General features: G+C 67.6%; 3 protein-coding genes. All 3 read left to right on the forward strand.

Annotated elements, in window-relative coordinates; all coding sequences use genetic code 11:
* The first annotated feature begins 6 nt into the window (after positions 1-6).
* The 3 genes from AWB64_RS23560 to AWB64_RS23570 all read left to right on the forward strand — a co-directional run bounded on the left by AWB64_RS23560 (position 7) and on the right by AWB64_RS23570 (position 21859).
* On the forward strand, positions 7-1464 hold the full coding sequence (locus AWB64_RS23560) for a cupin domain-containing protein (RefSeq protein ID WP_244164175.1): 1458 nt from the start codon (positions 7-9) through the stop codon (positions 1462-1464).
* A 208-nt stretch (positions 1465-1672) separates the two neighbouring features.
* A complete protein-coding gene (locus tag AWB64_RS23565) occupies positions 1673-13774 on the forward strand; it encodes a non-ribosomal peptide synthetase (protein WP_208603305.1) in 12102 nt (4033 codons plus the stop codon).
* A gap of 36 nt (positions 13775-13810) precedes the next feature.
* A complete protein-coding gene (locus AWB64_RS23570) occupies positions 13811-21859 on the forward strand; it encodes a non-ribosomal peptide synthetase (protein ID WP_060857860.1) in 8049 nt (2682 codons plus the stop codon).
* Positions 21860-21885: the final 26 nt, after the last annotated feature.

A 21885-nucleotide genomic window follows, 5' to 3' on the forward strand; every position in this document is an offset into this window, starting at 1 on the left:
TTCACGATGATGTCGCAACCAACTCCTACGCCCAGCGCGACGCTTTTCGACTTCACGCCGTTCGAAGGCCAAAGCGACGAGCATGTTGCACTTATCAAACGCTTTGCTGCCGCGTTGCCATTTCGCAGTGCTGTCGTTGATGAACTGGTGCTCGATGGCCAGTTCCATCGCCGGCCGCTGCGTCCCGAGGACTTCGAATTCCTAAAGTTCCGCAAGCCGGTACGTACGCACAACGTGAGCCGGCTGCCGTCGCTCGCGTCGAACCGCACGCTGCTGTCGATTTACGAGCTGGATATTGCGCGTCCGCCGCTGCAGACGGACGATGTGCACTCGGACGACCGCCGCCGTCACTTTGACACCTATCACGCGGACGAAGTGCGTATGCTCGGCGCGCAAATCGCGCCGTTTCTCGAAGGCTACGCGTTCGACTACCTGAGTCGCGATGCGGACAGCGCTACGCACGGCGATGCTGCCGCGGCACGTGTGACGCAACTGATCGGCGACGAACTGGCGTTCTGGGAACACAGTTTCGCTCGTCTGGTTCGTAATGACTATCTCGCCGATGGCCTGCGCTTCATCGCTGTGCAACGCTGGGCGCTGCTGCCGTCGAAACGTCACGCGCTCGCTCGCGCCGCTGCGAGCGGCTACTTCGACGTGCTGCCCACTACGCTGCACCCGACGCTCGTACTCGATCATGCGAGCGAAGACCTGCTCGAATGCGTCGCAGAAGCGGCGAAAATCACACGCGAGCAGCACTCGTACTGGCAGTTCTATCTGCCGACGAGCCTCGCCAAATGCAATCTGCTGTACGCGCTTGCGCGTCGTCCTGATCGGGCGTTCGGCTTGATCGGCGCGGCCTTCGCGGCGGAAGCCGAACAGCTTGCGTTCCTGGCGGCGCTTACGCGTGCGTGCGTGCATCTCACGCGCGGCGGCGTGGTGCCCGATGTGGGCGCGGACCATCAACGTGAACTGGCGCGCCGCTTCGCGGACGCGTTGCGCGAAATCGAAGCGCGTTACGGTGTGGCTGCGCGCGAGCAGTGCATGCAAGGCTTCGCCGCCGCGGAACGCCTGTGCGAACGCGCGCGCTGGGATCTCGGTGAGCAGTTGCGCTGGCTTTCCGACATCGAGCGCTTCTGCGAATTCGCTCGCCGTATCAGCACGCGTATCTACGCCGAGTATCCCGACATCGACCGCGAAACCTTTGTTGAGCCGCACGAAATGTGTTCGACGACGCACGTCCACAACGATCATCGGCTCGTGACGATCGAAGTGGGCGAGATGTTGTTTTGGGGCAATGTTGGCATGCAACTGAAAATGAACGAAGGCGACATGGTGTTGATTCCCGACGGCCGTCTGCACGGCTCGACTGTCGTGTCGGGCGAATGCACCTATCACCAGCCGATCATTCCCGATCCGTGGGTCGAAGAGCTGATGGCCGAACTGGACAGGTCTGTCGCGGGGTAACGGTTTTTCGGCGCACGTGTAGCAAGACATCAAGCATCACGCAGTAACTGGTCAGCCCGCTGCACACGGCGGGTACCGGCAGTCCAGACAAGACGCTCATCCGAAGCGCGACGATTCTCCCCACGAAATCCGCATGAACGCGCGGCCGCGAACGGTGCGCATGGCGGGTGCGTCCGCCGACGCACCTCATCGACGAATGCAAGGGAACATGATGGAATCGAATCAGACGCAGGGCGCATCGCACGAAAGCGGCGCGCAGGATGATGCACAACGCGCGGCTCAAGCCGAACTCGCTGCGCGCGCGAGCGCCTGCAATGCCGCCGACTGGACCAGCCGCGTGATTCAGGGTGATCGCATCGGCACGCAAATCGCGCTGCCCGCGTGGCTCGACGCGTCGTATCAGACGTTGCACTCGCAGGTGATGGACCCGGCCTATCCGTGCTTCTTCGGCACCGTCGCCGAGCGGCGTGGTGAAATGTTCTATACGTTCGTGGAGGGTAAAGGGCTGGGCGACATGGTCGCGTCGATGGAAACCTTTGCGCGCCTGGCCGCGCTGCCCGAATATCGCAAGAACAATATCGCAGTATTCTTCGAGCCGGACGAAACGCCGCTGCGTCACGAGGAGTATCAGCGCCACTTCTGGCGCATCCTGCAACAGTTGCACGACGCCGATCCGAATTCTGCCGCCGACGGCTATCCCGATCCCTCGGACGAAGCATGGGAGTTCTCGTTTGCGGGTATCGAAATGTTCGTGGTGTGCGCGCTGCCGTCGTTCGCGACGCGCCACAGCCGGAACCTTGGCCCTGGCATGATCCTGCTGTTCCAGCCGCGTGCAGTGTTTGTCGACACCATTACGAACAAGGTGATCGGTCGCGAAGCGCGCAACCAGGTGCGTCAGCGCCTGCTCAAATGGGACGACGTCGAGCCGCATCCCGATCTGGGTTTCTACGGCGATCCCGGCAACCTCGAATGGAAGCAGTATTTTCTCGGCGATAACAATGCGCGCGCGGGCGACGTATGTCCGTTCCTGAGCCGCAAATCGCGTCTCGCGCGCAAAGCGCAGGCCGCGCAGGGCGTCGACGCCGCGCCTGCCGACATCGTTTCGCGTCTTGTCGACCACGCGCGTGCGCGCCCGCATGCGATCGCCGTGCGTTTTCTCGTCGATGGTGCCAGCCAGGAACACGCGCTGAGCTACGCGCAACTGCTCGAACATGTGCAGCGTGCCGCCGCTGCCTTGAGTGAACACGCGCAGCGCGGCGAACGTGTCATGCTGCTGCTGCCGAGCGGCATCGACTACGTCGTGAGTTTTTTCGCGTGTCTCTATGCCGGCCTGGTGGCCGTACCCGCCTATGCGCCGTACACGCAGAACGCGCAGCATCTCGACCGTCTGCGCGCGATGTATGCCGATTGCACGCCGCGCGTGGCGGTGGTAGCAGCGGCTCAACACGACGCGTGGCGGGAACTGGTTGAAAACGCGACTAATGGAGTTGGTGCCGTCGATTGTGTGGTGCTCGCGCCCGAGACGCTGCAACGCGCCGCGCCACTCGCGCTCGCTGCACCCGATCCCGAATCGCTGGCCTTCCTGCAATACACCTCGGGTTCGACCTCGGAACCGAAGGGCGTGATGGTGAGCCACGCGAATATCATCGCCAACGAGCATGCGATTCACGCGGCGATGTCGATCGACGCCGCGCGCGACGTGATGTTGAGCTGGTTGCCGCTGTATCACGACATGGGGCTGATCGGCGGCATGATGCTGCCGTTGTATTTCGGTTTCGAACTCGTGCTGCTCGATCCACAGCACTTCCTCGAGCATCCGGCGCGCTGGCTGCGAGCGATTTCGCGTTATCGCGCGACCGTGAGCGGCGGACCGAACTTCGCGTATCAACTCTGCGCCGAACGTGTGCGCGAGTCGCAGTTGAGGGCGCTCGTCGAGCTGGATCTGTCGTGCTGGCGGGTGGCCTTCTGCGGCGCTGAGCCGATCCGCGCGGCGACGCTCGACGCCTTCGCGCAGCGCACTGCCCATGCGGGATTCGACGCGAACGCGCTGTATCCGTGCTATGGCCTCGCCGAAACGACCTTGCTGGCAAGCGGCGCGGTCGCAGGCGAGGGAGCGCGCGCGCCGGGCTTCGACACGGCCGCGCTCGCGCGTGGCGAAGGCGAACTGGCGTGCGAGAGTGCGGCGGCAACGACCATCGTCGATTGCGGCCGCAGCGCGCCGCAGCACCAATGGCGCATCGTGGCAGCGGCGCTCGACACCGTGTCCGATGGGACGCCGCTTGCCGATGGCCACATCGGTGAAATCTGGCTCGCCGGACCGAGTCTCGCGCAAGGCTACTGGAACAAGCCCGAAGCAAGCGCTGCGACTTTCGTGCGGGACGCCGATGGCACGCGCTGGCTGCGCACGGGCGATCTCGGTTTTGTCGCCAAAGGGCGGCTCCATGTGACGGGCCGCGTGAAGGACCTCATCATCCTGCGCGGGCGCAACGTCTATCCGCAGGACATCGAACGCGTGCTGGCGGGAGTGGACGGCCTGCGCAATGGCCGCATCGCCGCCTTCGCCGTGCGTGACGAGCAAGGCGACGAAGCCGTAGGTGTAGCCGCCGAACTAGCGCGCTCGGCGCAGCGCGACGGCGCGGCGCAAGCCGTGATCGACGCGATCCGTGCGACGGTGGCTGCGACTCTCGGCGAGTCGGTGGGCGCGGTGCTGCTGCTGGAAGCGGGCGCGCTACCGCGCACGTCGAGCGGCAAGCTGCGCCGTGCCGCATGCGCACAAGGTTTCGTGGATGGCACGCTTGCGGTGGTTGAGCGTTATGTGCAAAGCGCAGCGTACGTTGTCGAAGAGGCGGAACCGAGCGCCACGGACGACTCGCTTGAAGCACAGGTCGCGGCGATCTGGCACGCGCTGCCGGCGCTCGAGCGCGCCGCGCGCGACGACGACTTCTTTCTGATCGGAGGCCAGTCGCTCGTTGCGGGCCAGCTCGTGGCCGCATTGAACGCGCGCTTTGGCATGGACTTGCCGCTGCGTTTCGTCTTCGAGCATTCAACGATTGCCGCCCAGACTGCCGCACTCGCCGATATCGTCACGATTCCGCGTGTCACGCGAATGTCAGCAGAACCACAGTCTGAAGCGAACGCCGAAGCCGAAGCGCCGCTCAGTCTCGGTCAGGAAAGTCTCTATCTGCTCTGGAAGCTCGAGCCGCGCGACACGACGAACGCTATTTCGGCGAGCGTGCGCATGGCGGGCAAGCTCGACGCTACGGCATTCGAGGCGGCGCTCGACGACGTGGTGCGCCGTCACGCGATCCTCCGCACGCGATTCGTGGAAGCGCAGGGCGTGCCGCGCCAGATTGTCGACGCCACGCGTTGCGCTCAATGGCGCAGCGAGGACTTTGCACATTTCGACGGAGGCATGCGTGACGCGCGCCTCTACACTTTCCTCGGCGAGCTGGCCGAACAGCCGTTCGACCTTGCGCACGACACGCTGCTGCGCGTGACGCTGTGCCGTGTTGCCGACGAAGAGCATGTCGTGCATCTGCACGTCCATCACATCGTCGCCGATGCGCATGCGCTCGCCATTCTGCTCGACGAATGGTGCGCGGCTTACGATGCGCGTATCGACGGTCGCTCCATGTCTTGCGCTACATTCGACACGCCGCCGCTGCAATATGCGCAGCACGCATGCGCCGAACGCGATCCAGCTCGCGCTGCCGCGCTCGACGCCCATCTTAACTGGTGGCGCGCGCAACTCGCCGCGCCCGCCGCCGAACTTGCGTTGCCGTTCGACCGTCCGCGCGGTGCGCTGCGCACAGCCGGCGCGGCCACAGGCGAACGCATCAGGGTCGGCGTGCCGGCGGGCCTGCGTACGCGTCTCTACGCGCTCGCGGGCGCAGCGCGCGCAACACCGTTCATGGTTCTCTACGCAGCGTGGACGGCATTGCTGCATCGCTACAGCGGTCAACGCGTGTTCCGCATCGGCGTGCCGGTGGCCGGGCGTGAGAACCCAGCCAGCCGGGGCGCACTCGGCTATTTCGTCAACACGCTGCCGATGCGCGTGGCGCTGTCCGGCCGCCTCACGTGCGCGCAATGGCTCGACGCCGCGCGCACCAACGTGCTCGATGCGCTGGCGCGCCAGGACGTGCCGCTCGCGCGTCTCGCGGCAGCCCACGGCGGCGCGCGCGACGGCTCGCATACCGCGCTGTTCCAGACGCTCTTCAACTACGAAGGCATCGATCGCGCGCGCCTCGCACGCTCGCGCCATCTGCATGTGCGCGAAATCGACAACCTGACGCGCGGCGCGCAATTCGACCTCGCGCTCAACGTGACCGAAAGCGGCGGCGCGCTGCAACTCGATCTCGACTACGCGTGCGATGTTTTCGACGAAGCGACTATCGAGCGTCTGGCCGCGCATTACCTCGAAGTGCTTGAACAGTTCGCCGATGCGGGCGCGACGCCGCTCGCCAACCTACGTCTGTCGCGCGCGCTGCAAGACTTGCCTGAAGGCGCGACGGCGACGTTCGACGCGCACGAAGCCGCATGCTTCGAGCCGATCTGGAAAGCGATCGCTGCGCAGGCGCAGACGCGCCCAACCGCCGTCGCTGTCAAGTGCGAAGGCGCGGCGCTCGACTACGCGGCGCTCGAGCGCCGCTCGAATCAGATCGCGCGCCGCCTGCTACGCGAACACGGCGCACCGCTCGCCGACGTGCGCGTGGGCCTTGCGGTGTCGCGTTCGGTGGCGCTGCCGTGCGCGCTGCTTGGCATCCTGAAGGCGGGCGCGGCGTTCGTGCCGCTCGATCCCGACTATCCGCAGGCGCGTCTGACTACTATGCTCGACGACGCAGGCATCGAAATCGTTCTCGCCGATGCCACGAGCGCCGCGCAGATGAGCGCGCTGCTCGAAGGCCGCCGCGTGCTGCGTATCGAGGATACCTGCGTCGACGACGCCGCGCCATTCGCGCCTGCCGTGCATCCGGAACAGCTTGCGTACGTGATCTACACCTCGGGGTCGACCGGGCGGCCGAAGGGTGTGGCGGTCTCGCACGCGGCGCTCGCGCGCCATCTGCGTGATTTCGCGCAGGCCTATTCGATCGACGACAAGGACACGCAGCTACAGATTTCGACCATCAACTTCGACGTCGCACTGCACGAAATGTTGCCCGCGCTGATGCAGGGCGCACGCGTCTTGATGCGCGGCCCGGCGCAATGGGATCTGGCCGCGCTCAACGCGGCGCTGGAAGACGAGCACGTGAGCTTCGCGCGCATTCCCACGGCGTTCTGGCAGCAATGGTTGCGCGAGCCGCAGCCGCACAGCTTCGCTGCGCTGCGTCAGATCACAGTTGGCGGCGAGGCGCTGCCAGGCGACGCGCTCGCGGCGTGGCAACGCTCGCCGCTGGCGTCGATTCGCATCGACAATCTCTACGGTCCGACCGAAACCACGGTGGCCTGCCTGCGCCGCACGACCGAAGCCGCCGACGCGGCCCACGCCGTCGCGCCGATCGGCACGCCGTTCGCCTCCCGCACGCTGGCCGTGATCGACGCCGATGGCGCATCGCTGCCGCACGGCGGTCAGGGCGAACTGTGCATCGGTGGTGCGACGCTTGCGCGCGGCTATCTGGGCCGCCCCGCGCTGACTGCTGAACGCTTCGTACCCGATCCACACGGCGTGCCGGGCAGTCGCCTGTATCGCAGCGGTGACCTCGGACGTCTGGGCGCGCAGGGCGAAGCGTATTTCCTCGGCCGTCTCGACGAGCAGATCAAGCTGCGCGGTTTCCGCATCGAGCCGGGCGAAATCGAGGCCGCGCTGCGCGCGTGCGATGGCGTGCGTGATGCGCTGGTGGTCGCGCGCGAGGATCAGGGAGCAAAGCGGCTGGTGGCGTACTGGGTGCCCGCTGACGCAGCGCAAGCCGACACGCACGCGGAAGAATTGCTGCGCACCGCGCTGGCCGGGCGTCTGCCCGCGCATATGGTGCCGTCCGCGTTCGTCCGGCTTGCGGCTTTGCCGCTGATGCCCAACGGCAAGCTCGACCGTGCCGCGCTGCCCGCCGCGCCCGTGCCACAGAGCGCCGGCGTTGCGCCGCGCGACGCGCGTGAACGCATTGTGCTCGACATATGGCGCAAGGTACTTCAGCGCGACGATCTCGGTGTCACCGACGATTTTTTCGAAGCGGGCGGCGATTCGATTCTCACGCTGCAGATCGTCGCGCACCTGCGCGAGGCCGGTTATGCGGTGACGCCGCGCGAGGTATTCGATGCGCCGAGCGTTGCGCGCCTGGCCGCGCTGATGCGCGAGCAGGCGGGCGCGGCGCGCCAGTGGAGCGAGCGCCGTGCGCCGCTCGCGCTGACGGGCGCGCAGCGCGGCTTCTTCGAGCGCCACCCGCACGTGCCTGCGCACTGGAATCAGGCGGTGTGGCTCGACGTGCCGAGGACGCTCGACGCTGATGTGCTGCGCGTCGCACTCGACGCGCTGGTTGCGCGCCACGATGCGCTGCGTCTGATCTTTACGAGCGATGAGGCGCACGCCTGGCATCAACAGGTGCAAAGCACTGGCAAGGCATGTTTCGAATGCGTCGAACACGACTTCGGCGAAGCCGCTGCGCGCCTGCAACGCAGCTTCGATTTGGCACACGGCCCGCTGTTTGGCGCGGTGCTGCTGCGCGGCGATGGTGTGAGCGGATCGGATCGCTTGCTGTTGGCGGCGCATCACCTGGTCGTCGATGCGGTGTCGTGGCGCGTGCTGATCGCCGAACTCGGCGCGGCCTGCACGCGGCTCGTGCGCGGCGAAGTACCGTTCGCGGCTGCCGCGCCGTCGATGCCGTGGAGCGCGTGGGTGGAAGCGTCGCGCACACCGACGTCGTCGGCTTCGGCCGAGGAAGACGCGGCGTTCTGGCATGGCGCCTTGCGCGACGCACGCGCGCTGTGGCCCGCCGAAGCCCTGCATGGCCAGCGTACTCACGACGCTCGCACGCTGACCACGACGCTCGACACTGACAGTACCCGTGCACTGCTGCAACGCACAGCGCACGCATTACGCACAAGCGTCGACGAAGTGCTGCTGGCGGCGCTCGCGCGCGCCTGTTCCGGGTGGGGCGGCGTGCTTGTGTCGATGGAGAGTCACGGCCGCGAGGTGCGTCGCGACGATCTTGACGTGGCGCAGACGGTTGGCTGGTTCACCACGCGTTATCCGCTCTGGCTTGACGCGCAAGCCTCGGAATCGCAGACGCATGGAGCGGCTGACGCAACGCTGCGCGCCGTGAAAAGCGCCGCCCGCGCCGCGCTTGCGCACGCCGCTGGCTGGGCGCGCGTGCAGCAGGCATCCAACGCCGCGCTGCGCGAGCTGGCGGCGCCGCAGGTGAGCTTTAACTACCTCGGTCAGTTCGACGATACGGCGGGCGAGGGCGGCTTCGCGCTGCGCCCGGAACTTGCCGACGATTGCATCGACCCCGACTGCGCGCTGCACTACGCGCTCGATTTCAACGCGATGGTCGTGGCGGGCGAGCTGCGGGTGCAGTGGCGCTACGCGAGCGGCCTGCTCGACGACGATACTGCGCAGGCGCTCGCGGCGCGTTTCGAAACACAGTTGCGCGCGCTCGTCGCACACTGTGTCGAAGCCGCGCCGGGCGCCACGCCCGAAGATTTCCCGCTGGCCGCGAGTGCCGGTCTGGACGCCGCGACGCTCGCGCGCCTAGCGCTGCCGTTCCAGAATGTCGCCGATCTCTATCCGGCTACGCCCGTGCAGCAAGGGCTGCTGTTCCACGCACTCGACGGCGTGGCGAGTGGCGTCTACGTGAACCAGAAGCGCCTCACGCTCGCGGGCGCGCTGGACACCGGCGCGTTGCGCGACGCGTGGGCCGCCGCGCTCGCGCGTCACGACGCGTTGCGCGTGGCATTCGAGTGGACGCACGGCGGCGTGCCGCTGCAAGTCGTGCATCGCACGCTCGCGCTCGACTGGCAACGGTTCGACTGGCGCGAGTCCGGTTCGAATGCAGCGTACGACGCTCGCCTCGACGCCTGGCTTGCCGCCGATCGAGCGCGGCCGTTCGATCTCGCGCATGCGCCGCTGTGGCGACTCGTGCTGTTCGCGCGTCCAGACGGCGCACACGATCTGGTCTGGACCACGCATCACCTGCTGACCGACGGCTGGAGTGCGGCGCAACTTCTTGAGGAAGTATTTGCCGATTACGCGGCGATGCGCGCGGGCCTTGCACGGCCCCCACAGTCGGGCGCGGCACCGACGTGGCGCGATTACGTCGCGTGGCTCCAGCAGCACGCCGACGACGAAGCCTGGTGGCGCGCGCAACGTCCCGCCGACGATGTGGGCGAAAGCGCGCTGCTGCTCGAAACGCTCGCGCCGCCGTTGCAACCGGCGCACGCGCCGTTGCGCCAACAACGCGTACTCGACGCCGCGTTCACGGCGCAACTGGCACAGACCGCGCGCGCTGCGCGCGTCACTATTAACACACTGCTGCAGGCTGCGTGGGCGCTGCTGCTCGCGCGCCGGGCCGACCGCGTACGCGCCGCGTTCGGTGTCACTGTGTCGGGACGCGGGGCCGCGCCGGAAGGCAGCGGCCGCACGGTCGGTCTATTCATCAACACGCTGCCGCTCGACGTCGAACTGCCGCCGCACACAGATTTCGGTGACTGGGCGCGCGCCCTGCAGGCATCTAACGCTGCGTTGCGCGAGCACGAAACGACGCCCCTGGCGCGCGTGCAGCAATGGTGGGGCCGCAGCGGCGACGCGCTGTTCGACAGCGTGCTCGTGTTCGAAAATTACCCGGTCAGCGACTCGCTGCGCGCCGCCGACGCGCCCTTGCGCATCGACGCCGTGCAGGCGAGCGAACGCAGTCACTATCCGCTGACGCTGACGGCGCTCGCGGGCGAGACGCTCGAACTCGGCTGGACCGCCGACGCCGCGCGCATCGATGCCACCATGCTCGACGCGCTCGCCGATGGCTATGCGGCGCTGCTCGCGCAGATCGTTGCGTCGTCCGGCGCGGGGCCGCTACGCGGCTTCGCGCTGCCGGTGCCCGAAGCCGCCAGCGCGTGGGCCGCGCCGCGCGCCGCACACGCGTTCACGAGCGTGCTCGAGCGCTTTGCCGCGCACGTGCACAACACGCCGGACGCCCGCGCGCTGACCTGCGCGGCGCAATCCGCCGATGACCCGGACGCCGTCACCGAACACCTCACTTACGCGCAACTCGATGTCTGGTCAGACGCGCTGGCCGCGCGTCTGCGCGCGCAAGGCGTGGGTGCGGAAACGCGCGTCGGTCTGTGCGCGCGCCGTTCGGCGGCGCTGGTGGCGGGTGTGCTAGGCGTGCTGAAGGCGGGTGCGGCCTACGTACCGCTCGATCCCGACTATCCGCGTGAGCGCCTGCGTTATCTGCTCGCCGATGCGAACATCGCCACCGTCCTCGCCGACGACGACAGCGCCGCGCGTCATGCGCCGCTGCTACTCGATGTTACGGTGTTGCCGCTTGGCACGGCGAACCCGTCAGCGGAAAACGTGCCGCAAGCCGCACCAAAATCCGCGCCGGTTCATCCGGAGCAACTTGCCTACATCATCTACACCTCGGGTTCGACGGGCCAGCCGAAGGGTGTGGGCGTGACGCACGCCAACGTCGCGCGGCTGCTCGATGCGGCGATGTCGAAGGAGACTGAAGCCAACGTTTTCCGTACAGATGACGTCTGGACCTTGTTCCACTCGGCGGCCTTCGACTTTTCGGTATGGGAGCTATTCGGAGCGTTGTGCACGGGCGCGCGCCTCGTGGTGGTGCCGCACTGGATTGCGCGCGACGCGGCGGCGTTCCACACGCTGCTGCGCACCGAGCGCGTGAGTGTGCTCAACCAGACGCCGTCGGCGTTCGGCGCGCTGATGCAGCACGATCTTGCCGACGAGCAGCACACCGCGCCGCTCGATACCCTGCGTTGCGTGATCTTCGGCGGCGAAAAGCTGGAGCCTGCCGCGCTCGCGCGCTGGCAGCGGCTGCGTGCGCCACGGGGGCTGCAACTCGTGAACATGTACGGTATCACCGAAACCACGGTGCACGTGACGCGCTATGGGCTCGACGCCGCCGATCTCATGGATCTCCGTGGCCACAGCCCGATCGGCGCGCCGATCGACGATCTCGGTCTCGCGCTGCGCAACGCCAGTGGCGAGATCGCGGCGGTGGGCGAGCTGTGCGTGGGCGGTGCGGGCGTGACGCGCGGCTACATCGGCCGCCCGTCGCTTACGGCGACGCGCTTCGTACCCGATCCGCACGGTGCGCCGGGAGCGCGTCTGTATCGCTCGGGTGACCGCGCGCGTCTGACGGCGCACGGCGCGTTCGACTACCTGGGCCGTGACGACGCGCAGGTCAAGCTGCGCGGTTTCCGCATCGAGCCGGGCGAAATCCGACACGCGCTGCTCGCCGATGCCACCGTCAGCGATGCCGTCGCGCTGGTGAGCGGCAAGGGCGAGCGCGCGCAACTGGTGGCGTGGATCGTCTCCGTACCGGGTGCGACGTTCGACGGCGCAGCGCTGCGCGAGCGTCTCGCTGCGCGTCTGCCTGCCCACATGATTCCGCACGCGCTGGTGCCGCTCGACGCGCTGCCGTTGACGTCCAATGGGAAGCTCGACCGCGCCGCGCTGCCCGCGCCGCAATTCGATGGCGCACGCGTGGAAGCGCGCGGCGACGTCGAAGCGACGTTGCTCGCGATCTGGCGCACGGTGCTTGGCCGCGACACGCTTGGCGTGACGGACAACTTTTTTGAGGCGGGCGGCGATTCGATCCTCAGCCTGCAGATCGTGGCGCGCGCGCGCCAGGTGGGGCTGCGTATCGCCACGCGCCAGGTGTTCGACCATCCGACGGTAGCCGCACTTGCGGCACACGCCGAGGCCGCTGCGCCACAGATCGCGCTGGCGGTTTCGCACGAGGTGCTCGGTCTTACGCCGATCCAGCACGCGTTCTTTGAGCAGTTCCCGCACGGCGAGCATCACTGGAATCAGTCGACGCTGCTGGCGGTGCGCGGTGAACTCGACGAGACGGCGTTGCGCGTTGCGCTCGACGCGCTGGTCGCCGTGCACGACGCGCTGCGGCTGCGTTTCTTCCAGCGTGACGGCATGTGGTGTCAGCAGGTCGGCGAGATCGCGCCGTGTGCGCTCGAAGTGCACGACTGGCGTGCGCTCGACAACTGGCGTGACGCGCTCGCGCAGATGGGCCAGCGTGTGCAGGCATCGCTCGATATCGGCGTGGGGCCGCTCGTGCGCGCCGCTTATGTGCGGCTGCGTGGTGAAGGACGTTTGCTGATCACGATTCATCACCTCGCGGTGGACGGTGTGTCGTGGCGAGTCATGCTCGACGAGCTGCAGTCGGCGTATGAGCAGGCGCTTGCAGGCCGCACGCCGACGCTGCCGCCGAACGTGCCTTGGAGCGCGTGGGTGCAGCGTGCCCAGGCGCATGCCGCACAGGTCGAAGTACGCGCCGAGGAGCAATGGTGGCGCGACGCGCTCGCCCACGCCGAAGCCGGTTTGCCGTCCGCGAAGCTGAGCGAAAACGGGGCTGGTGACACTCGCGTGCCCAGCATGGCCGACACGCAGGCCGTCACGCTCGAACTCGACGAGGCGCGTACGCGCCGTCTGCTCGACGCCGCGCCGAAGGCCTATCGCGCGAGCGTCGAAGAAGTCCTGCTGGCGGCGCTCGGCGAAGCGCTGCGCGACTGGAGCGGCGCACGCGGTGCGCTGGTGTCGCTCGAGGGCCACGGCCGCGAAGCGCTTGGCGATGACGCTGTCGATCTGAGTCGCACCGTGGGTTGGTTCACGACGCGCTATCCGCTCTGGCTGAACGCGCACGGCGACGCGCATCGCGCGCTGATCGGCGCGAAGGAGCGCCGCCGCGCGGTGCCGCACAACGGCCTGCATTGGGGCCTGCTCGCTACGCACGGCAATGCCGCCTCGCGTGTCGCGCTGGCTGCGCTGCCCGCGCCGCGCATCAGCTTCAACTATCTCGGTCAGCTCGATGCGCGTCTCGACGCCGCGAGCCGCTGGCGTCATGCCCACGAGCATGCGGGCTGGCCTGTCGCCTCTGACGCACCGTTCCCTTGGATGCTCGACCTCAACGCGAAAGTGCTGCGCGGCGTGATGGCGATCAGCTGGCGTTTTGCGCCCGCGCAGCTGTCGCCGGCGCGCGTGCAGGCGCTCGCCGATGCCTTTGCCGCCCAGCTCGACGCGCTCGTCGCGCAGTGCGATGCAGCCGGGCCGCAGTACACACCGTCGGACTTCGGCAGCGCGATCGATCAGGACGATCTCGACAACCTGTTGGAGAGCTTCGATGCGTGAGTTCAACCTTTGCCGTACCGCTGCGGAGTTCGCGTCATGACGTTTCGCCGAAAAGACAATATCGAAAAAATCGTTGCGCTCACCGATATCCAGGCGGGCATGCTCGCGCACGCACTGCGCGGGGGCACCGATCCGTATCACACGCAGAAAGCGCTGGAATTCGAGGGTCCGCTCGACGTCGCCGCGCTGCGGCGCGCGTGGTGCGATGTGGTGGCGAAGCACGCGATCCTGCGCACCGATTTCCGCTGGAACGGACTGAAGTCGCCGGTGCAGGTGGTGTATCGCAACGCCGCCGATGACGAGGCTGCTGCGTTTGTCGCCGAGGATTGGCGCGAACTCGACACTGCGTCGCAACGCCGCCGTCTTGCCGATGAATGGCGCGCGGCGCATGCGCGCGGCTTCAATTTCGAGCGCGCGGCGAATCTCGACCTGCGGCTGATTCGTGTTGGCGAGGCGCGTCACTGGCTGGTGTGGCGGTTACATCACGTCCAGCTTGACGGTTGGAGCCTCGCCACGGTGCTGGCCGCTTGCATCGAGGCGTACGACCAGCATCGTGGAGGCGACGCAGCACATGCTGTGCAAGCCCCCGAGCCGCCGTTTTATCGTTATGTCGAATGGTTGCAGAAGCAGTCGCTCGACGATGCGGCGTTCCGCACGGCCTTCGCGCCGCTGCTTGCGCACGACGCCTGGCCGACGCCGTTGCCCGCACGTTCACAGGCACGCTCGCCTGATCGCGCATCGGAGCAAGGCTCCGCGCGTGCCGAATGCGCCGAACAGACCATCGTGCTCGATGCAGGCCACAGCGCGGCGCTTGAACGCTTCGCGCGCGAGCGCCGCGTCACGCTGAACACGCTGTTGCAGGCCGCGTGGGCGTGGTTGCTGTCGCGTCATGCGCTTACACGCGAGGTGTGCTTCGGCGTGACGGTGTCAGGGAGGCCTGCCGATCTGCCCGGTGTTTCGCGCATGGCTGGCATGTTCGTGAACACACTGCCGCTCGCGCTGCGCGTGCCGCCGCAAGCATCGATCGGCGAGTGGCTCGAGCAGGTGCAGCAGGCCAATCTCGATCTGCGGCCGTTCGAACACGTGCCGCTCGCGACGCTGCGCGGCCGCGCTGGCATCAACGCCGACGCCACGCTGTTCGACAGCATCGTCGTGTTCGAGAACTTTCCTCAGCAACTGGATACGCTGGCGCGCGCCGACGGCCTGGCGATTCGCCGTCTCGCTGATGAAAACGAGCCGCCCGATGCCGATTCGGAAGTCGAAACAGAAATCGACGCGGAAGCGCAAGCCTGCGGCGCCGTGCTGGGCAGCGGACGCAATCACTATCCGCTGAGCCTGATTGCCGTGCCCGGCGAGACGCTGCGCCTCGTGCTGGCGTATCGGCGCGCGCACTTCGCGCATCGCGACGTGAAGCGACTAGGCGAAACGCTGTTCGCCGTGCTGAAAGTGTTCGCGGCGCGGCCGCAGGTACGTCTGGGTGATTTTTCGCTCGCCGAGGTTGATGCGTCCGTTACCTGCGAATCGTCAAGCGCGGAGGCTTTCGAGTCGCTGCTTGCCGTCGTCGCGGCACGCGCAGCCGATGCCGCACAGTGTGGCGCGATCGCGTGTGTCGAGGCAGGCGAAGAGGGCGACGACGGTGGTTCATGCGCGCTCACCTGGGGGCAGCTCTGGACCAGTGCGGGTGCGCTTGCGCAACGTCTGCGCATGTACAGCATACGCGCGGAAACGCCGGTCGCGGTCGCCTTGCCGCGCTGCGTCACACTGGTTGCGAGCGTGCTCGGCTGCTGGCGCGCGGGCGCAGTCTATGTGCCGCTCGATCTGGCTACGCCCGACGCGCGCCTCGCCTGGCAACTGCGCCATAGCGGCGCGCGCTGCCTGATCTGCGACGCCAGCGAAGCGCAACGGCTTGCGCCGCTTGCCGCGCAGGCGAACTGTGAAATCGTTGTGTTCGACGCATGTGCCGATGCGGATTCCGACGCCGCACATCGCGAAGGATTGGCCGACGACGCGCCGCTGCCCGATCAGGCCGCCTACACGATCTACACTTCGGGATCGACGGGCGAGCCGAAGGGTGTCACGGTCTCGCACGGCGCGCTCTCGACCTACGCTAACGCCGTGCTGCGCCGCCTGCCCGACGGCATCGCGAGCGCGGCCTATGTCTCGACGCCGGCGGCCGATCTCGGGCACACGATGCTGTTCGGTGCGCTGGCAGCGGGCTGGCGTCTGCATCTGTTCGACGATTCCGATGTGCGCGATCCCGACCGCTTCGCCGCCGCAATGGCGCGTCATGACATCGACGCGCTCAAGATCGTGCCGGGCCATCTCGCCGGTCTGCTGCATGCTACCGACGCCGCGCGCACTTTGCCGCGCCGCGCGCTTGTGCTGGGCGGTGAAAGCGCGGGCTCGGCGCTGCTCGCGCGCGTGGCCGAACTCGCGCCCGCATGTGCCGTGCTCAACCACTATGGCCCAACCGAAACCACAGTCGGCGTGCTGACGTACCGCCTGAGCGACGACACATCCGGGACCCCGCCGCTCGGCCATGCGCTGGACGGCGCGCGCGTCTATCTGCTCGACGCCGATGGCAACGCCGCCATGCCCGGTGCCAGCGGCGAACTTTGCGTGGGTGGCGCGACGCTCGCACGCGGCTACCGTGGCCAACCAGGCGCGAGCGCCGAGCGCTTCGTGCCCGATCCACATGGCGCACCGGGTGCGCGGCTCTATCGCACCGGCGACCGTGCGCATCGCCGCGCGGATGGCGCACTGGTGTTCGAAGGCCGTCTCGACCAGCAGGTGAAGGTGCGCGGCTATCGCGTCGAACCCGCCGAAATTGCCGCGTGCCTGCGCGCGCTCGTGGGCGTGGCGGAAGCCGTTGTGCTTACGCAGGCCGATTCGCAGGGCGCGCTGCAACTGCGTGCGTTCGCATGTGCGTTGAACGACGGCGCGGCGCTCGACGCGCGCGCGCTACAGGCCGCATTGGCCGCGCAATTGCCCGCGCATATGGTGCCTGCGAGCGTGACCGTGCTCGCACGGCTGCCCGTCACGCCGAACGGCAAGCTTGACCGCGCCGCGCTGCTCGCGCTGGCGCAGCCTAACGCCGATGGGTGCTCGTCTGGAGTTGCCGAGGCGAACGTCGTCGCTACGCGCACCACGGTCGCGCCGCGCAACGATGCCGAAGCGACCTTGCTGGCGGTCTGGCAGCGCGTGCTGCGTCGCGACGATATCGGCGTCACCGATCATTTCTTGGAGATCGGCGGCGATTCGATCCTGAGTCTGCAGGTGATCGCCCAGGCGCGCCGCGCCGGACTGCGCTTCACGCCCAAGCAGATGTTCGATCATCCGGTGATCGAGCGCCTCGCCGCGCTGGCTGCGACGGCTTCGGCTTCGGCGTCGGCACAGCAGCTGGCGGCTGCGTCATCCGCGCACGTGCCATTCGACCTCACGCCGATCCAGCGCAGTTTCTTCGCGCGGTTCCCGCAAGCGCAGCATCACTGGAATCAAGCGGTTTTGTTGACCGTACCACCGACGCTCGACGAAACCGCCCTGCGCGCCGCGCTCGACGCGATGGTGGGAGCGCATGAGGCGCTGCGTCTGCGATTCGCGTGTCATGCCGACGGCTGGCGTCAGCAGGTGGGCGCTTGCGAAGCGTGCCCGCTCGACGTGTTCGACTGGCGCACCGGCGCGCCGTCCTCCGACGCCGATGCCGCACTCGAACAGGCCGCGACGCGCGTGCAGCGCTCGCTCGATATCGAACGCGGTCCGTTGCTGCGCGCCGCGTGGTTCCGTCGTCCGCAAGGCGACCGGTTGCTGCTGGCGATTCATCACCTCGCGGTGGACGGCGTGTCGTGGCGCGTGCTGCTCGACGATTTTCAGCACGCTTATGCCCAGGTGCGCAGTGGCGCGGCGATATCCCTCGCCGCGGGCATGGCGTGGAGCGCTTGGGCACACAGCCTGACGCAGCGCGCGCAACGCGACGACGTGAAGCGCGAGGCCGCCTGGTGGCGCGCTTCGCTAACCGGTGCGTGCGCTTCGCTGCACGGCATCGATGCGATCGGTGCCAACGCAGCAACGGTCGGTTCGGCGCGCGTGCTGGAATCGGCGTTCGATGCGGATCTCACACGCACGCTGCTCGAACGCGCGGGCGCGGCGTACCGCAACAACGTCGAGGAAACCTTGCTGGCAGCGCTCGCGCATGCCATCGACGAGCGCGGCGTGCTGCTCTCGCTCGAAAGTCACGGCCGCGAGACGGCGGGCGAGGGCAGCGTCGATCTGAGCCGCGCGGTCGGCTGGTTCACGGCGCGTTTTCCGTTCTGGCTCGATGCGCAGCCGGACTTGCGCCGCGCGCTTATCGACGTGAAGGCGCGTCGCCGCGCGGTGCCGCACCAGGGTACCCATTGGGGTCTGCTCGAACACAGCAGCGACGAGGCCGTGCGTGCCGCGCTCATGGATCTGCCTGCGCCGTGCGTGAGCTTTAACTATCTGGGACGCTTCGATGAGCGAATCGGTGCACCGAACGGCGCGGGCGACGGCTTCGCGCTTGCGACCGAAAGTGCGGGCGAACTGACCGATCATGCGGCGCGGCTGGCGTTTGCGCTCGACGTCAATGCGCGCGTTGTCGGCGGGAAGCTGAGCGTGACCTGGCGTTGCGAACCTCAAGCCGAAGCTGCGACACAGGCGCTCAAGGCGCGTTTCGAGCGCAGCCTGGCGCAGTTGATCGAGCATGCGTCGCAGGCGCAACCCGAGCTGACGGCAGCGGATTTCCCGCTGAGCGGCTTGCAGCAGGGCGCGTTTGAAGCGCTGGATCTCGATCTGGCGAATCTGGAAGATATTTATCCGGCCACGCCGGTGCAGCAGGGTCTGCTGTTCCATAGCGCGCTGGAAAGCGGCAGCGGGCTGTATGTGAACCAGCGCCGGCTGACCTTGCGCGGTGATCTGGATCGCGCTTCGTTGCGCGGCGCGTGGGCGCATGTCGTTGCAACGCACGCGATTTTGCGCACACAGTTCGAGACGCGCCATGGTGGCGATGCGCTGCAGATCGTGCTGCGCGACGTCGATCTGCCTTTTGTGGAACTTGACTGGACGGCGCTTGAATCGCAGGTATACGAAGCGCAGTTGCAGCAGTGGATGCGCGAGGACCTGCAACGCGGCTTCGATGTTGAACGCGCGCCGCTGCTGCGCATTGAGATATTTGCGCGTGCGGACGGCGTCCTCGATCTGGTGTGGAACGATCACCACGTTCTGCTCGACGGCTGGAGCAGCGCGCAGTTGATGCGCGAAGTTGCCGATGCGTACGAGGCCTTGCGCGCGCGGCGCGAACCGCAGAGCGTCGCACCGCCGTATCGGGATTACGTGCAATGGCGTCTGCAGCAGGACGAAGGCGAAGCGTGGTGGCGCGAGCAGGGTGAGCGTATCGATGAACCGGCAACGCTGCTCGAAGCGCTTGGTCTGAACACGGGCCGTGCGCTTGAAACAGCGCATGCCGATGATGCGCCACTCGAATTCCGGCTCGACGCCGAGCTAAGCGAAGCGCTGCGCGATACTGCGCGCCGTCATCGCGTGACGCTGAACACGGTGCTGCAAGGCGCGTGGGCGCTGCTGCTTGCGCGTTACGGTAACCGGTCGCAGGCGGCGTTCGGCGTGACGGTTTCGGGGCGACCGGCGCATCTGGCGCAGGTCGAAAACATGCTCGGCCTGTTCATCAACAGCCTGCCGGTGTGGATCGATGTGCCGGGTGACGCGCGTCTGTCGGCGTGGCTCGAAGCGCTGCAGCAGCACAATGGTGCGCTGCGTCAGTACGAGCACACGCCGTTGTCGCGCATCCAGCAATGGACGGCCCGCAGCGGCGATGGTCTGTTCGACTCGCTGCTTGTGTTCGAGAACTATCCCGTCGATGCCGCCTTGCAAGGCACCGGCCTCACGCTCGACGCGATCGAGTCGGCGGGGCGCGCGCATTATCCGCTCACGCTCGTCGTGCTACCCGAGCGCGAAACCACGCTAATCTGGAAGTACGACGCGACGCGTATCGACGCCGCACGCGTCGACCGTCTGCATGAACATTTCGCAGGACTGCTCGGCCGTCTGACGCAGCAACAAGGCGATCCGCTGCTGCGCACGCTTACGCTCGATGTCGCGCCGACAGCAAGCGGCGAAGCGCGCGCAGGCGAAGGCGTGCTGCTTGCCCGTATCGGCGAGCATGCGCGGACTCGCGGCGACGCCACCGCGATCGTCTGCGAAGGCCATGCGCTCAGCTGGCGCGCTCTGTGGAATCGCGCGGGCACGCTTGCGCACCGGCTCATCGATGCAGGCCTGCGCGCTGATGCGCCGGTTGCTGTCGCGCTGCCGCGTTCGCTCGATCTTGCTGTTGCGCTCGTCGCCGTGTGGCGTGCGGGAGGCGTCTATCTGCCACTCGACGTGGCTGCGCCGTCCGCGCGGTTGCGCGCCCAGCTCGACGACAGCGGAGCACGGCATCTGATCACCGCCACGCCGCCGCAAGGCGAGGCTGATGTGCCGCGTACGTCCGATGTGATCCGTCTCGACGCCTCGACGCCCGACGACGACGTGCCGCGCAGTTTCCCTGCCGATGCCGCACAGCCGCATCGGGCGCGTCCGGCCTACGTGATCTACACATCGGGTTCGACCGGCGTGCCGAAGGGCGTCGTGGTCGGCCACGGCGCGATGACGGCGTATGTCGAGGCGATTCTCGCGCGTATGCCGCAGTCGGTTGCGAGCGCGGCGTATGTCTCGACGCCCGCGGCCGATCTCGGCCACACCACACTGCTGGGCGCACTGTGGGCCGGGTGGACGCTACACATGATCGACGACGCGCGCGCGACCGATCCCGACGCGTTCGCCGCCTATATGACGCAGCACCGCATCGACGTGCTCAAGATCGTGCCGAGTCACCTCAGTGCGCTGATGCGTGGCGCGGCCACTGACGTGTTGCCGCGCCGCTGCCTCGTACTCGGCGGCGAGGCGGCGCAGCGCGCGCTGGTGGCGCAACTGCGCGTGCTCACGCGCACCCACGACGGCTTCACGCTCCTCAATCACTATGGCCCGACCGAAACGACCGTCGGCGTGCTCGCGCACGAGGCATCGAACGTGTCGAGTGCGTTAAACGTAGCAGTGCACGATGATCTGCCGCTGGGCGCGCCGCTGGCCCATGCGCGCGTGCAGCTCGTGGACCGCTTCGGCGAGCCGACGCCCGAAGGTTGCGCGGGCGAATTGCTGATTGGCGGCCCGGCGCTGGCGCTCGGTTATCTGGGCCGTCCCGGGCAGACCGCTGAACGCTTCGTGCCCGATCCGCACGGCGCGCCGGGTGCACGTGCCTATCGCAGTGGCGACCGCATGCGCCGCGACGCAAGCGGCGTGTTCGCCTTCGCGGGCCGAATTGACGATCAGGTCAAGATTCGTGGCTTCCGCGTCGAGCCGGCCGAAGTACGGGCGCAACTGCTCGCGCATCCGTGGATCGCCGACGCCGCCGTGGTGGTCGAGCACTCAGGCGCGGACGCCGACGCGCGCCTCGTCGTCTGCGCGGTGCTGCACGCAGATATCGCGGATGTCCCCGAAACGCCCTGGCCGGTGCTGCGCGAGTGGCTGTCGGCGCGCGTGAGCGCGCATTTGGTGCCAGCCGCGTTCGTGCGCGTCACGGCGTTGCCGCTCACGCGCAACGGCAAGCTCGACCGCGTCGCTCTCGTGCGCCTGGCCGCGACAGCCGGCGCGACGGCGCACCGCGCCGCGCCGCTCGCGCCGCGCACGCCGACGGAAGCGCTCGTGCTCGACGTCTGGCGCGAAGTGCTCGAAGCCGATGCGGGCGAAAATCCACTCGCGCCGTTCGGCGTGCGCGATGATTTCCTCGAACTGGGCGGCCATTCGCTGCTCGCGGTGCGCATCGCCACGCGGCTCACGGCGCGGCTCGGCCGCAAGGTCGCGCTCGCCGATGTGCTGCGCCATCGCACGATCGAACGTGTCGCTGCCGCGCTCGACGCGCCTGCCGTCGATGCAGACGCCAGCGCAAACACCGCTTCGGCGCAGGCCCGCCGCACCGCGCGTGTGGACGCGCTCAACGACCTTTTCGAAACACTCGACTGATGGGCGCGACCCGTCGTATCAGCCAC

The sequence above is a fragment of the Caballeronia sordidicola genome, assembly GCF_001544455.2.
In the GTDB taxonomy this organism is placed as follows: domain Bacteria; phylum Pseudomonadota; class Gammaproteobacteria; order Burkholderiales; family Burkholderiaceae; genus Caballeronia; species Caballeronia sordidicola.